A 15,151-nucleotide genomic window follows, 5' to 3' on the forward strand; every position below is an offset into this window, starting at 1 on the left:
GGGTATTCAACATGATGCATCGCAATCCAACCCTTATCACCGGCGGTATGGTGGTTACCGAAACATCGGTTGCAAAACTAGATATTCTTATTGAAGGGGAGAAGATAACTCGATTAGCAAACACGATAAGTCCGGAAAGCGGCTGGGAAATTATCGAAGCTGAGGGCAGCTATATTATCCCTGGGGGCATCGATCCTCATACTCACCTGCAATCCAAATGGGAAGGATTGGAGACATCAGACGATTGGTATACGGGAACGGTTGCCGCAGCGGTAGGAGGCACCACGACGATCCTTGATTTCTGCAGGCCGGACAGCAACAGCACGATGATGACGGGACTGCGGGAGTGGAAGCGCAGGGCTGATAAGCATGCCGTCATTGACTATGGTTTTCACTTGGTTATTCGAGAGGTGAATGAGAATAGCTTGAATGAGATGAAAGAAATCATGGAAGAAGGCATACCCTCCTTCAAGCTGTTCATGGCCTATAAAGATTCTTTGCAAATTAATGACGGCGATCTATTCAGAGCCTTGCAGCGGATACATGAATTAGAGGCGCTGGCGATGGTGCACTGCGAGAATGGCGACGTTATCGAAGTGTTGATCGAGCAAAGCGTAGCGAAAGGACATTTGGCGCCGATCGCCCATGCCTTGACTCGTCCTCCGGAGCTGGAAGGCGAAGCGACGGGGAGAGTGATTACTTTTGCAGAGATCGCGGACGCCGCCTTATACATTCCCCATGTGAGCTGCCTGCAATCCCTCCAGGCCATTCAGACTGCCAGACAGAAGGGATTGAAAGTATTCGGTGAAACATGTCCCCAATATTTGTTCGTAGATATCGGGTTTCTGAATAAACCGGATTTTGAAGGGGCCAAGTATGTCTGGTCTCCGCCCCCTAGAGAGAAATGGCATCAGGCCCATTTATGGGAAGGCTTGAATTCCGGGGATCTGCTAACCATCGGTTCCGATCATAGTTCTTATGATTTCAAAGGCCAGAAGGAGCTGGGGCTCGAGGACTTCACCAAGATTCCTAACGGAGGTCCTTCCATAGAAGATCGAATGTCCATGCTTTATCACTTTGGGGTGGCTAAAGGCAAAATCGGAATCAGCCAATTCGTGAACATGACCTCGACGAATGCAGCGAAAATTTTCGGTTTATATCCGCTGAAGGGTGTCATTGCAGAAGGCAGCGATGCGGATTTGGTGATATGGGATCCAAAACGGAAAAGAACGATTTCTTCGGCATCGCATGCTATGAATGTGGATTACAGCATTTATGAGGGAGTTGAGGTAGAGGGGGCGCCTATGCGGACGATCGTCCGCGGCGAAACCATCGCGCTTAACGGGGCTTTCGTCGGAAGGGCGGGCACGGGAAGGTTTGTCGCAAGGAAGCTCGACAGCAGGCAGCAAGCGAATCTGACTAAGGAGGCGGTATGGAGATGATCAAATTCGAGAATGTGACCAAAACGTATCCGAATGGCGGCAAAGCCGTTTCTAATCTTAATTTTCATGTGAAGCAAGGCGAGTTCGTTTGTTTGATCGGTCCAAGCGGCTGCGGCAAAACAAGCACGCTCAAGATGATTAATCGTCTGCAGGAGTCAACGTCGGGCAACATCCTCGTAAACGGTCAGAATATTAAATCGCAGGATCCCGTGCAGCTCAGACGCGGGATCGGTTATGTGGTCCAGCAAATCGGACTTTTTCCCCATATGACGATCCAGGAAAATATCTCAGTCGTTCCCAAGCTGCTCGGCTGGCCGGAGGAGAAACGAAAGCTGCGGTGCAAGGAGCTGCTCCAAATGGTGGGACTTGATCCGGAATCTTATGGCAACCGTTATCCGGCGCAGCTATCCGGCGGACAGCAGCAGCGTGTAGGCGTGCTTCGCGCATTGGCTGCGGAGCCCGATCTTGTGCTGATGGACGAGCCTTTCGGGGCACTTGATCCGCTAATCAGAGAGTCACTGCAGGACGAACTGAAACGCCTGCAGTCGAAGATGTCCAAAACGATCGTATTCGTTACTCACGATATGGATGAGGCGCTGAAGCTGGCCGACCGCATCGTTCTCATGAAGGACGGGGAAATCATTCAGAACGGAACACCTGATGACTTGCTCTATCGTCCGGCGAGCGCGTTTGTCGAAGAATTCATGGGAAGTCAGCGCCTCAGCGTGTTGGATATGACGAAGGTTGAGAAAGTCATGACTGCAATTAACGGAAGACAGATGCCGGCCATGACTCCTGATATCACGATCAAGGCAGACACATCCGTACATCAAGCCTTTCAGCATATGTTCGTAACCAAGGAAGATCAGTATTGGGTAGTCGATATTGAGGGCAAGCCTGTCGGCTGTTTAAACGTGGATTCCGTTGCTGAATTTCTTAAGGGCAATTCGGCTGTTTAATTAGAAGGAGTGAGAGAAATGTGGATGGACATTTTTGAGGTGCTCAGCAAGCCGGACGTAATCCAGAAAATCGTCGAAAAAACATGGCAGCATCTATACTTGTCGCTGATTTCCATGGCATTAGCGATCGGTTTCGCAGTACCCGCCGGCATTCTGCTCAGCCGGACGAAAAGGGTCGCGGAATGGCTCATGAACGTGGTCGGCATGCTGCAGACGATTCCAAGCCTGGCTTTACTTGCCTTCATGATTCCGATAATGGGCATCGGAACCACTCCCACGCTAGCCGCACTCTTTCTCTACGCAATATTGCCAATTCTGCGAAGCACCTATACGGGCATTCGGTCCGTCGACCCGGTACTTATCGAATCCGGAAAAGGAATGGGAATGACATCCATGCAGCTTTTGCTAAAGGTGCAAATCCCGCTTAGCCTGCCCATCATGATGAACGGAATTCGAATCTCGACCGTTATGATCATCGGATGGGCAACCCTGGGCGCGTATATCGGAGCCGGAGGCTTAGGAGATTTGATCATGGCGGGATTCGCGACCTTGACGAACGGCTACATTATAGCGGGTGCCATACCCGTTACTCTGCTCGCTTTGTTAGCTGATACCCTGCTGGGAATGTTCGAAAAAAGATGGACCGTGCCATCGCAAAGGGGGGGGATTCCGTCATGATCGACCTCATCGAATATATATCGACGCATGCCGATCATCTAATTATGCTCAGCGTGGAGCAGCTGACAATGGCATTGCTCGCGGTGCTTTTGGGAGTGGCGGTTGCGGTTCCGCTTGGCATTTGGATCAGTAAATCGGTGAAATGGGTGAAACCCGTGCTTTGGGTCGTTAATGCTTTGCAGACCATTCCGGTGCTTGCCTTGGCTGGATTTCTCATGATCGTATTCGGATTAGGCAAGACGACTGCCGTTTTCGGTCTATTCGTCTATACCTTATTGCCCATTGTCCAATCCACCTATAAGGGTCTCGTCTCTATCGATCCGAAGCTGATCGAGACGGCGTCGGGAATGGGAATGAGCGATAGCCAGATCTTCTGGAGAATCGAGCTTCCGCTGGCTCTTCAAGTCATCTTTGTGGGCATTCGTATATCCGCAGTAGTAGCGATCAGCACGGCGACACTCATGTCATTGGTCGGTGCCGGCGGCTTAGGCTATGAAATCTTTACCGGCATTAACAGGCTTAATAACTCCATGATCATCGCGGGATCGTTATTGGCGGCATTGCTGGCTTTCGTTGTCGACAGACTGCTTCAGCTTCTTCAAGGGCGTATGTCCTCGCCGGGACTTCAAAATAGATAGACAACCTACTAGGAGGAATCATGCTCATGAAAAAGACATCATTATCGGCACTTGCATTTACGCTGGCGCTAGTCATGGTGCTCGCGGGCTGTTCGAGCAAGCAAAACACAATCGTCGTCGGATCGAAGAATTTCACCGAGAATATTGTTTTGGGGGAAATGGTGGCGCAGCTGATTGAAAACCAAACGGATCTGAAGGTTGAACGTAAGCCTAATCTAGGAGCCACAGATATTACGCTTAAAGCCATAACATCAGGCGACATTGATATGTATTTGGAGTATGACGGGACCGTGTACAGCAGCTATTTAAAAATACAGGATCCCGTGACGGATCCGCCGGCGGTATTCGATATGGTGAACGAGAAGCTGCAGAAGGAAATGAAATTGAAGCTGACGAAGCCGCTTGGATTCAACAATACATTCACAATCGCTATGCCGAGCGAGATAGCTAAAGCGAATAATCTCGTGACTTACAGCGACTTGGCCAAGGTGTCGGATCAATTCGTCTTCGGCGCTGATCCTGAATTCATGAACCGCGAGCCGGATGGCTGGAATAGCCTTAAAGAAAAATACGGCTTCAACTTCAAGAAAGAAATTACGCTGGATAGCGGACTCCGTTATAAGTCCATCCAAGCCAATGAGATGCAGGTCACGAATGCGTTTGCTACCGACGGTCAACTGAAAACATTCAATATGACCGTGTTAAAGGATGATCTGAATTTCTTTCCTCCATATAACGCCGCACCGATCGTTAGAATGGAAACGCTGGAGAAATATCCGGAGCTGGAGGGCGTTCTCAATCAATTGGCAGGACTTCTTACGGATGCCGATATGCAGGAGCTGAACTATTTGGTTGATGATAAGAAAGAGACGGAAGAGAAGGTCGCTAAGGATTTCCTGACAAGCAAAGGTCTTCTAAAATGATCGGACAACTAGCCCTCATCTTTATATTGGAAGCTGCGTTCGTCACAGTCATGACATGCCGTTGGATAATTCTGGTCAAAGGAAGCCGCTACTTGGCGGCTTCCGCCAGTTTTTTCGAGCAAATGCTTAACGTGATGGCGCTGGGACTGGTCGTTTCGAATTTAGACAGCCCGGCTAGGGTTGTCGCATTTGGGCTGGGGTACGCGGTTGGTTCCATAGCAGGAAGCTGGGCGGAAGAGAAACTAGCTTTTGGTTACACGATGTTCCATGTTGTCACGTCACCAGGCTCGAATTTAGCCGAAGTGCTAAGAACATCGGGAATCGGGGTTACGACATGGAAAGCGGATGGCGGAGGAAGCGGCCGGAATATGTTATACATCGTTATTCGCCGTCGATTAACCGCGCAAATTCTCAAGCTGATAAAAGAAACAGATCGTGAAGCTTTTACCGTAACGTCAGAGCCTCAGATGCTAAAGGGCGGATTTCTAAGGAAAGCGATAAAAACGACAAGCCGCGTAGCCATTGAAGATTCTGGAAGCGCGAAATGAATGGATCAAGGGAGTGGGACGGATGGAGCTTAAGGCAGACCTTCCAGGCGGACGACGGGATTTAATTGGTTACGGACGGTTTGCGCCAAAGGTTAGATGGCCGAATGAAGCCAAGGTTATTATTAATTTGGTGTTAAACTACGAGGAAGGCGCAGAATTCTCCTTGCCTGCAGGAGACGATCGGCAGGAGGGCTTCACGGAATACGATTACCCCGCGATGAATCCCCGTTATAGGGACTTGGCAGCGGAATCCGTTTACGAATACGGAAGCCGGGCCGGAGTATGGAGATTAGCGCGACTGTTCAAGCAGCAGCGAATTCCGGTTACCGTGTCAGCATGCGCCGCCGCACTGGAATTGCATCCTGAGATTGCCGAATGGATTAAGCAAAGCGGGCATGAGACGATGGCGCACGGCTGGCGTTGGTCGGAGCTTTGGCTATTATCCAGAGATGAAGAACGGGAAGAAATCCGCAAAGCGGTGGAAGGAATAAAACGGCTGACGGGTACACGCCCAGTCGGCTGGAATAGCCGCTATGGACCCAGCATAAACACTCGCGAGCTGCTGGTGGAGGAGGGGGGATTCCTCTATGACTCCGATGCCTATAACGACGATATCCCGTATTTTACGTCCGTTAAGGGCAAGTCGCATCTCGTTCTGCCCTATACCAAGACCTACAACGATACCCGGTTCATTATTGCCCAAGGATTCGGAAGTCCGGATGATTTCGTCCTGACCTGCAAGAAAGCGCTGGACTACTATGTGGAGGAAAGCGAGTACGCCCCCAAGATGATGTCGATAGGCCTGCATGCGAGAACGATGGGACAAGCAGCGAGAACTTCGGCGTTGAAAGATTTTATTACCTATGCCAAGTCCATACCGGGAGTAGCGTTCATGCGTCGAAACGATATAGCAAGCTGGTGGATAGAGCACCATAAGGAATTCGCACATGTTCAAAGGAATTAGCGACTGGGCGTTCAGGGAAGCGGCTTCCGGGGAAGCCATTATTCGCATGGCAAGCCGGATGGGCTTCGATGGCGTTGAGTTCAACGTTTATGAAGAAGATGCTCCGATCTCGCTGAAGAGGTCGCTTGCCGAGTTCAAGCAGTTGGCCGAAGCGGCGACGGATTGCGGAGTGTTATTGCCGTCTCTCTCAACCAGTCTGCATAATGCGTATTCTTTAACCTCTAACAACAAGATAATCAGGCAGAAGGGAATAGACCTCGGAAAACGGATGATCGAGATCGCCTCGGCGCTTGGCGCCAAAACGATCTTGGTCGTGCCGGGTAACGTGGATGCCGAGATTCCTTATGATCGGGCTTATGCATCGGCTCAGGAGGCATTGCTGCTGCTTGCTCCGGAAGCCTCCTCTGCCGGCATCGCCATCGGCGTTGAAAATGTCTGGAACGGCTTCCTCCTCAGCCCGCTTGAATTCGCAGTATTCCTGGATGAACTGAACGAGCCTGCCATCCGCGCGTATTTCGATGTTGGGAATGCGATGAACGCAGGGTACCCGGAGCAATGGATCCGCTTGTTGGGAACGCGATTGGCAGGTGTGCATATGAAGGACTTTAGGCCGGAAGCAGGCAAAGGGCATCAGGTTGTTCCGTTCTTCTACGGGGATGTGAATTGGGCAGCGGTGATGGATGCGTTGCGATGCGTAAATTATGAAGGGTTCTTGATAGCAACACCGCCTTCCCGGTCCGGATCGCCTGAACGCCACATGCGCAATGTATCCGATGATATCGGGGAAATTATGGAGCTATAAGGAGGAACCGACAGATGGAATTGGGATTAAAAGGGAAAGCCGCCCTCGTGGCGGCTTCCAGCAGAGGCTTAGGTAAAGCATGCGCAAAGGAGCTTGCCTGTGAAGGCGTTAACGTCATGCTGACTGGCCGCTGCGAAACCGAACTTCAGAAAACCAAACTAGAGCTGCAAGCCTTGGGCGGTGGTAATGTGAACTATGTGGTATGTGACATAACCCAAAAAGCGGATATTGCGAATGCCGTTAAGTCGACGCTTGAAAGCTTTGGCCGGATCGATATTCTGATCAACAATGCAGGCGGTCCCCCGACGGGCGGCATAGAAAAGTTGACCGACGATGACTGGTACAAGGCGTTTGAATTAAACCTGCTGAGTTATGTTCGATTCATAAGCGAAGTGATTCCGTACATGAAGGAGCAGCGCAGCGGCAGGATCATTAACCTGGCCTCTTCTTCCGTAAAGCAGCCTATTCCCGGACTCATATTATCCAATACGTTCAGATCCGGTATTGTTGGATTGGCCAAGACACTATCATCGGAGCTTGCCCCTTACAATATATTGGTCAACACCATTTCGCCGGGAAGAATCGGAACGGAGCGAATTGAGGAGCTGGACGCGATCAAGGCGAAGCAGCAGGGGATCAGCATCGAACAGGTTCGAGAGGAATCGAAAAAAACGATCCCGCTCGGGCGTTACGGCGAAGTGGAGGAATTCGGAAAAACCGTAGCTTTTATTGCTTCTGAAGCTGCCTCTTACATCACGGGATCCTCTCTGCTGATTGATGGCGGAATGGTAAAGGGGATATAACTTCACCCACCCAGGATGGGTAAAATGATTCAGAAAATCGAGCATATTGCCATCGTGGTGAATCTTATGGGAGTATCAATTCGTTATGATTCTGGTATGTTTATAAGTTGAGCCATACAACAACACCCATAAATCGGGCTTGCCGAGATATGGGTGTTGTTGATCGTACTGCCTTCCCGATGCGTAAATCAGCATAAAATCGGCTTTATATTTATCCTATCATCTTCTCCAGGAACCACACGATTTTCTTGTGGGGGGATGGCATATGTGCCATACTAATTGGATAAAAAAGGAGACGAGTATGATGCATGAATTTGAGGCGGAGCTGACCGGAAGGGACAGGAACGTGGACCTACCTAACAGTTCCCTTGAACGTGAATGAGGTATTCGGAAGCAAGGCGCAAGTTAAGGTGATGGGAACAATTAACGGCATTAACTATAAAGGGTCTCTAATGCCGCATGGGGACGGCAAGCATTACTTGGTAGTCAATAAATCGTTACGGGAAGCTGCAAAGGCGACAACAGGCCATATAGTTAAAGTTGTGATGGAACGAGATACGCAGCCGCGCTTGGTAGAGGTTCCGGAAGATGTTCTTACTAGTCTGGGAACAAATGCGCAAGCGATAGCAAATTTCAATAATCTCGCTTATTCCCATCAGTAAGAGGTCATGTAAAAAGGATATTAATGTTTCAAATTGCCCGTTGACAGTTCTTGGGGGGCGATGGTAAAGTGACACATATACTTTGATGAACGGAAAGGAGGGTTACGGACATGCGCGAATATCACCGTCTAATGGCATTTCCGCCAATTGGTGGAGTAATTAATGGAATTGTTATCAGATATGGACGTAACCCTCTCGCGAATTAATTATTACGAATCAGAGAAAGATGCTTCTCATTTCTCTTCAGTTCGTAGTAAGGCGCATGGTTACGGCAGCGTAATCGTGCGCCTTTTTTATCGCATCCGGCGGGTTGCGGCAGCCTATGTGGCAGCCCCAATACCGGTGCGGTTTCGGATTGTAGGATAATCCGATAAGGCGTATCGCTTACGGCGGTATGCCTTTTTTTGTTCTTCATTTTGAGGGGTGTGGATATAGATATGTTTATCGTTTTGAAGAAATTAAGCTGGTTTTTCCGCATGCATTGGAAGCGGTACGCACTTGCCATCGTGCTGCTGACAATCGTGGGCATTCTGGATGTTATTCCTCCGAAGCTCATCGGAATGGCGATCGATGGGATTCAGCAGGAGACGCTGACCGGTACAAAGCTGATGCAGCTGCTCGGTTTCTGGGGAGCACTGACGGTGGTCGGATATGGACTCACGTATGTCTGGTTATACCAGCTATTCGGGGGAGCATTTGTTCTGGAGCGGTTGCTCCGTTCAAGACTCATGCGGCATCTGCTGAAGATGAGCCCTGCGTTCTATGAACGAAACCGAACCGGTGACTTGATGGCTAGGGCAACGAATGATTTAGGTGCAGTGTCGGTCACGGCCGGCTTTGGCATATTGACTCTTATCGATTCTACGCTGTTCATGATGACGATTTTAGTCGTCATGGCAGGTTTGATCAGCTGGAAGCTTACACTCGCTGCTATGCTGCCGCTGCCGGTGATGGCGCTGCTCATGCAGCATTTCGGCAAGAAGATTCATGAACGATTCATGAGTTCGCAGGATGCCTTCGGCAAGCTGAACGATCAGGTGTTGGAGTCGGTGTCCGGCGTTCGGGTCGTTCGAGCATTCGTACAGGAAGAAGCGGATCGGGAGCGGTTCAGTAAAACGACAGACGATGTATTCGGCAAGAACATCGCAGTAGCCAAAATTGATGCGCTGTTTGAGCCGACAGTCAAAATTTTAGTTGGCATAAGCTACTTAATCGGTTTGTGTTATGGTGCAGTGCTCGTATTCCGCAATGAAATATCGTTAGGCGAGATGGTGTCGTTTAACATGTTCCTGGGGATGCTCATCTGGCCGATGTTCGCCATCGGGGAACTGATTAATATTATGCAGCGCGGCAACGCATCTTTGGATCGGATTAATGAGACGCTTGGAGCAAAGCCTGATGTGCTGGAAACGGATGCCCCAATTAAGGTGGACGTTCCGGAATCGATCGAATTCGATGCCGTGACATTCCGTTATCCATCTTCGACGATCGACAATTTGGTCGATATTTCATTCACGCTCAGGCGCGGTCATACGCTCGGTATCGTTGGCCGAACAGGCAGCGGCAAAACGACCTTGCTGAAGCAGTTATTACGCGAATATCCGATGGGCAAGGGTAATTTAAAGGCAGGAGGCGTTCAGCTTACCGAGCTTGAGCTTGACAGATTGCGAAGCTGGATTGGTTATGTTCCGCAGCAGCCGGTCCTGTTCAGCAAAACGATCCGTGAGAATATTTGGTTCGGCAGCACGGATGGAAATCTCGATGAGGAACGGTTAAATCGCGCCTTGGAGCTGGCATCGTTCCGCAAAGACGTCGTATTCCTCCCGGATGGTTTGGAGACGCTGGTCGGAGAGAAAGGCGTTGCGTTATCAGGTGGTCAGAAGCAGCGGGTCAGTATTGCAAGGGCGGTTATTGCCGATCCGGAGATTCTTATTTTGGATGATGCGCTTTCCGCAGTGGACGCGAAGACGGAGATGGAAATTCTGGAGGGCATCCGCAGCGAGAGGCAAGGTAAAACAACGCTTATTACCACTCACAGGCTATCTGCGGTGCAGCATGCCGACTGGATTGTCGTACTGGATGAAGGCCGGATCATCGAAGAGGGAACGCATGAGCAGCTCTTGAAGAACAATGGCTGGTATAAGGAGCAGTATGATCGTCAGCAATTGGCTTCGGCCGTGGGAGCATAAGATTAATTAGAAGATTAACAGTAACATAAGAAATGTAGGTGACATGAACCAATGAGCAATAACGGCAAACGATTATTCCAATATGCTTTGAATTATAAAAAACCGATTATACTGGCGCTGCTGCTGCTGTTACTTGCGGTAGGCGTCGAGCTGGTTGGTCCTTTCCTGGCCAAGCGGATGATCGATACGAACATCATGGGCATCGAAAAGCCATGGTATGAAACAAAACAGGAAGACAGCTACGCGGTTCCCTATAAGGGGAGCCGTTATAAAAGGGCGGATCACTTGGCCGAAGGGGAAGACAAAGGCCGTGAAGTCCGAATCCTGCAGTCTGGCAGGTCTTACTACTTTGTCGATACGGCGGGTGTTCCGAATACCGGTAAACGAAATTTTGCGGGTGGGAAGCTGACGGTTCTGAGGGACGACGGGAGCACGGTGCAATTTCCGGCAGCCAAGCTGACAACCGGCGAATCCTACGGCTTCTATAAGCCGGAATTCCGAAGCTTGATCCTGATGGCTGCGAGCTACGTCGGACTTCTGTTAATTGGTTCCGGACTCGCTTACGGACAGCGATTATTGCTTCAAGTATCCGCCAACCGGATCGTCAGGAAAATGCGAAACGATGTATTCCGGCACATTCAGCGGCTTCCGGTGCAGTACTTCGATAATTTGCCTGCCGGTAAAGTCGTAGCGCGGGTTACGAACGATACCGAAGCCATCCGGGAACTGTACGTGGCGGTATTGGCGAACTTTTTCTCCGGAATCATCTATATAACCGCCATTATCGGCGCCTTGTTCGTGCTGGATACGAATCTTGCGTTAATCGCTTTGCCGTTTATTCCGATTTTGTACGTGTGGATCGTTATTTACCGGAAGTTTGCGGCTAAATATAATCACGTGATTCGTTCACGTCTGAGCGACATTAACGGAATGATCAACGAATCGATCCAAGGGATGCCGATCATCCAGGCTTTCCGCAAGGAAAAGGAAATGATGGCCGAATTCCATGAAATGAACGATGAGTATTTCAAATATCAGAATAAGCTGCTCAGCTTGAATTCGATAACATCCCATAACTTGGTCAACGTGCTGCGTAATATTGTCTTTATCGGTGTGATATGGATGTTCGCGGGAGGATTTCTCAATGCAGCAGTATCAGTCGGCGTCCTCTATGCGTTCATTGACTATATGAACCGGATGATGCATCCAATCGTCGGCATCGTGAACCAGCTTTCTAATCTGGAAGTCGCAAGGGTGTCTGCGGAGCGGGTGTTCACGCTGCTGGATGAACCGGGTATAGAAGTGTCGGACAGCCGGATGCAGCGCTACAAGGGTAATGTAAGCTTCCATGAAGTTTCGTTCGGTTACAAACCCGGCGAGGATGTGCTGAAGAACATTACGTTCGGGGCCAAACAAGGGGAGACCGTCGCGCTTGTAGGTCATACGGGCTCGGGCAAAAGCTCGATTCTGAATCTGTTGTTCCGGTTCTATGACGTTGAACGGGGAGTCATTGCCGTGGATGGCATCGACGTACGCGATATGCCGAAGCAGCAGCTTCGTCAGCATATGGGCATCGTGCTCCAGGATCCGTTCCTGTTCACGGGAACGATCGCCTCGAACGTCAGCTTGGACGATTCGTCCATTTCCCGGGAAAAAGTGGAGCAGGCACTTCGCGATGTAGGCGCGTATGACATGTTCATGCAGCTGCCGGGCGGACTGGATGAGCCGGTCATCGAGAAAGGAAGCACGCTCTCCTCAGGACAGCGGCAGCTGATCTCGTTTGCGCGGGCGCTGGCATTCGATCCGGCAATCCTGATCTTGGACGAAGCCACGGCAAGCATTGATACGGAGACGGAAGCCGTTATCCAGCAGGCGCTTGATGTGCTGAAGAGGGGTCGGACGACGTTCGTGATCGCCCATAGGCTATCGACGATCCGAGAGGCCGATCAAATCCTCGTGCTTGACCGCGGCCAAATTACGGAGCGCGGCAATCACGCCGAACTGATGCAGCAGGGCGGCAAATACTTCGCCATGTACCAGCTGCAGCAGGGTGCTGTGGCTTAAGCATAAACAGAGGAAGGGCTATTCCGCTCAGGTCAATATTGACTTGAGCGGGATAGCCCTTTCTTATTAATAAGCTAGGGTAAGGTTGAACACTTTGCCAAGTCGCTTGTCATGGAGCAGCTGCCGGCTGCTCCATTGAACAGAGAGCGTACAAAAACGATGTCTTCTTTACCCTGTGCATCATCCTAAACTGGCATGCGCCTCAACAAGTAAAGCTCTGCACTTGGCTTCAGCTAGCTATCCAAAACACCGGTATAGGTTTGAATGAATTTACGGGGGGAGATGCCTTCGATCTGTTTGAAAGCTTTGCTGAATGCATATACGCTGCCGTAGCCGACCTTCTCGGCAATGGCTGAGACCGACAGCGGACTGTAAATCATGAGATCCTTCGCCTTCTCGATGCGGTAACGCATTTGGAATTGATGCGGTGTGAGCCCGTACTTTTGCTTGAACAGCCGGGAGAAATGAAAGACGCTGAGCATCGCGGTCTTAGATAAATCCTCCAGCAGAACCGTTTGGTCGAAGCGATCCATGATAAGGGTGGCGACAGTGTCAAGCGATTTGTGATGGACCCGAAGATGATTGCTTTCGCTTGCCTCAAGCCCCTTAACGATCAGATAGAGCAGCTTTAATACTAATGATTTTTGCAGGATGTAGAAATCAAGGTCTCGTCTCTCATAGGCATGAATGAGCTGCTGCAGTGTCTTTAGGACTTCCCCGTGATTCTCGATTTGAATGACATCCGGTATTTGCAGAACGTTCCCCAGCACATCTTCGCGAATCCATCTCACTTCCTGTTCACTGCATTCGGATCGGTTTTTAAAGTTGATGGGAACCTCCTCGAAATTCTCTTCGTTCAAAGCGTCAAAATGAATATGCGGCATCCAGCATTCACCGCTCGATTCAATGAACTCATGCTCCTTGCCGGGCTTGAATAAGACAATGTCGCCAGGTTTGATGATATGGATCTCATTATCGATCCGGATGGTCAGGCCGCCTTTCTCCAGATAGAGAAGCTCGTAGTCGAAAATGAAGCGTGATTGTAACCGCATCTCCGGCACGCGATGATTCCAGGCTCTTCGAACATTGGGCGATAACTTTAGCAGCAAGGTTTTTTTAGAAATGGAGAGCGCTTCCATACATTCACCCCAAGATAGCAAGATTGGATAAATAATCACAATTTACAATAAAGAAGTTGAAAAAAAACTATGATAATATAAGCAATGTAATCGGTAACACGGTATTGAGGTTTAATACCGGATAGCAATATCTATTATATTATGACAGTTTCTACGCAGCAACTATTTACCTGAACCTGCCACTTAGTCAAACTACAACTGAAGCTGAAGGAGTAATCACAAATGAGTTTATTTAATGGATTAGACATGGGAATCGGAAGCTTGGCGAGAGTATCGAGTGCGAAGTCGCGTTCGATAAGCGCAGAAAATTTTAACGGGGAAAAGGGCAAGGGCGGCATGGCGACCGAAGGTACCGGAGCTAAATGCGCGCGTGATCTCGGCATGGGCTGGAAGGTGTCCCCTTCGGTTGAAATTGCCGCGGGCGCTACCTTCACGATGGCTGATATAGACGGACCTGGAGCGATTCAACATATATGGCTGACATGTTTTCCATCCCATTGGCGGAATATGATTCTACGCATGTACTGGGATGATGAGGAGCTGCCATCGGTGGAGGTGCCGCTCGGGGACTTCTTCTGTAATGGCTGGCAGGAGCGCTGCAATGTGAATTCCCAGCCGATCGCCGTTAATCCTGCCGGAGGAATGAACAGCTATTGGCTGATGCCGTTCCGCAAGCATGCCAAAATAACGGTAGAGAACAGAGAATCCGACAAGGTCGTTCTTTATTATCAAGTCGACTATACGCTGACGGATGTACCGGCAGATATGGCATACTTTCATGCCCAGTGGAGAAGGTCCAATCCCGTTCCATATGGTGAGGTTCATACGATACTGGACGGCGTTACCGGAAAAGGACATTATATCGGAACCTACCTGGCATGGCAGGTTAATAATACAGGCTGGTGGGGCGAGGGTGAAATTAAGTTCTTCATGGATGGCGATCATCAATTCCCGACGATCTGCGGAACAGGGACGGAGGATTATTTTGGCGGGGCCTGGAACTGGGAGCAGCCGATCGGACAATACTCCACGTATTCGACCGCGTATCTGGGGATGCACCAGCTCATTAAGCCGGACGGATTATACCGCAGCCAACAGCGCTTCGGCATGTACCGGTGGCATATCATGGATCCGATCCGCTTCGAGAGCGACTTGAATGTAACGATTCAAGATCTCGGCTGGCGATCAGGCGGAAGGTATTTGCCGCAGCAAAGCGATATTGCTTCAACCGCATTCTGGTACCAGTTAGAGCCGCACGCTGCACATCCCCCATTACCGGGTAACGATGAGCGGGAAGTCATTTGACCGCGGATGGCTCTCCATATTTGTTAAGGGTGTTG

Annotated in this window: 14 protein-coding genes and 1 pseudogene; 14 read left to right on the forward strand and 1 reads right to left on the reverse strand. The window is 50.0% G+C overall.

All coding sequences use genetic code 11. The features are described from left to right. The first annotated feature begins 11 nt into the window (after positions 1–11). From hydA to ACFPYJ_RS12505, 13 genes and pseudogenes are all read left to right on the forward strand, one after another. On the forward strand, positions 12–1,442 hold the full coding sequence (gene hydA, locus ACFPYJ_RS12445; RefSeq protein ID WP_379188469.1) for a dihydropyrimidinase: 1,431 nt from the start codon (positions 12–14) through the stop codon (positions 1,440–1,442). Continuing rightward, positions 1,439–2,401, forward strand: coding sequence for an ABC transporter ATP-binding protein (locus tag ACFPYJ_RS12450; RefSeq protein ID WP_379188470.1), 963 nt, complete (start codon positions 1,439–1,441; stop codon positions 2,399–2,401). Before hydA ends, ACFPYJ_RS12450 begins: the two co-directional genes overlap by 4 nt. A gap of 18 nt (positions 2,402–2,419) precedes the next feature. Beyond that, positions 2,420–3,079, forward strand: coding sequence for an ABC transporter permease (locus ACFPYJ_RS12455; protein WP_379188472.1), 660 nt, complete (start codon positions 2,420–2,422; stop codon positions 3,077–3,079). Further along, the gene (locus tag ACFPYJ_RS12460) at positions 3,076–3,717 is read left to right on the forward strand and encodes an ABC transporter permease (protein ID WP_379188474.1); all 642 of its coding nucleotides are present in this window, start codon (positions 3,076–3,078) and stop codon (positions 3,715–3,717) included. Before ACFPYJ_RS12455 ends, ACFPYJ_RS12460 begins: the two co-directional genes overlap by 4 nt. A gap of 26 nt (positions 3,718–3,743) precedes the next feature. Next, positions 3,744–4,640 carry an ABC transporter substrate-binding protein gene (locus ACFPYJ_RS12465; protein ID WP_379188475.1) on the forward strand — a complete coding sequence of 299 codons (897 nt, stop codon included), beginning with the start codon at positions 3,744–3,746 and terminating at the stop codon, positions 4,638–4,640. Beyond that, complete coding sequence (locus ACFPYJ_RS12470) at positions 4,637–5,188, forward strand: DUF5698 domain-containing protein (protein ID WP_379188476.1); 552 nt, start codon at positions 4,637–4,639, stop codon at positions 5,186–5,188. Before ACFPYJ_RS12465 ends, ACFPYJ_RS12470 begins: the two co-directional genes overlap by 4 nt. A 22-nt stretch (positions 5,189–5,210) precedes the next feature. Then, positions 5,211–6,152, forward strand: a complete 942-nt coding sequence (locus tag ACFPYJ_RS12475) for a polysaccharide deacetylase family protein (protein ID WP_379188477.1) — start codon at positions 5,211–5,213, stop codon at positions 6,150–6,152. After that, on the forward strand, positions 6,136–6,954 hold the full coding sequence (locus ACFPYJ_RS12480) for a sugar phosphate isomerase/epimerase family protein (protein WP_379188478.1): 819 nt from the start codon (positions 6,136–6,138) through the stop codon (positions 6,952–6,954). The genes ACFPYJ_RS12475 and ACFPYJ_RS12480 overlap by 17 nt, the downstream gene beginning before the upstream one ends. A gap of 14 nt (positions 6,955–6,968) precedes the next feature. Then, positions 6,969–7,757: an SDR family oxidoreductase gene (locus ACFPYJ_RS12485; protein ID WP_379188479.1), complete on the forward strand. Its 789-nt coding sequence runs from the start codon at positions 6,969–6,971 to the stop codon at positions 7,755–7,757. 347 nt (positions 7,758–8,104) lie between these two features. Continuing rightward, a pseudogene (locus ACFPYJ_RS12490) lies at positions 8,105–8,419 on the forward strand (DUF1905 domain-containing protein); the annotation flags it as partial. A 162-nt stretch (positions 8,420–8,581) separates the two neighbouring features. Further along, positions 8,582–8,785, forward strand: coding sequence for a hypothetical protein (locus tag ACFPYJ_RS12495; RefSeq protein ID WP_379188480.1), 204 nt, complete (start codon positions 8,582–8,584; stop codon positions 8,783–8,785). Between the two features lie 71 nt (positions 8,786–8,856). After that, positions 8,857–10,608, forward strand: a complete 1,752-nt coding sequence (locus tag ACFPYJ_RS12500; RefSeq protein ID WP_379188481.1) for an ABC transporter ATP-binding protein — start codon at positions 8,857–8,859, stop codon at positions 10,606–10,608. A 51-nt stretch (positions 10,609–10,659) separates the two neighbouring features. Beyond that, positions 10,660–12,672, forward strand: a complete 2,013-nt coding sequence (locus ACFPYJ_RS12505) for an ABC transporter ATP-binding protein (protein ID WP_379188482.1) — start codon at positions 10,660–10,662, stop codon at positions 12,670–12,672. Positions 12,673–12,905: 233 nt separating this feature from the next. Here the strand turns inward: ACFPYJ_RS12505 and ACFPYJ_RS12510 are convergent, their stop codons facing one another. After that, on the reverse strand, positions 12,906–13,811 hold the full coding sequence (locus ACFPYJ_RS12510) for a helix-turn-helix transcriptional regulator (RefSeq protein WP_379188483.1): 906 nt from the start codon (positions 13,809–13,811) through the stop codon (positions 12,906–12,908). 222 nt (positions 13,812–14,033) lie between these two features. Here ACFPYJ_RS12510 and ACFPYJ_RS12515 point away from each other — a divergent pair, with 222 nt between their 5' ends. Continuing rightward, complete coding sequence (locus tag ACFPYJ_RS12515; RefSeq protein WP_379188484.1) at positions 14,034–15,116, forward strand: glycoside hydrolase family 172 protein; 1,083 nt, start codon at positions 14,034–14,036, stop codon at positions 15,114–15,116. Positions 15,117–15,151 lie beyond the last annotated feature (35 nt).

Origin of the sequence: Paenibacillus solisilvae, assembly GCF_042656405.1 — a bacterium.
Classification (GTDB): Bacteria; Bacillota; Bacilli; order Paenibacillales; family Paenibacillaceae; genus Paenibacillus_Z; species Paenibacillus_Z solisilvae.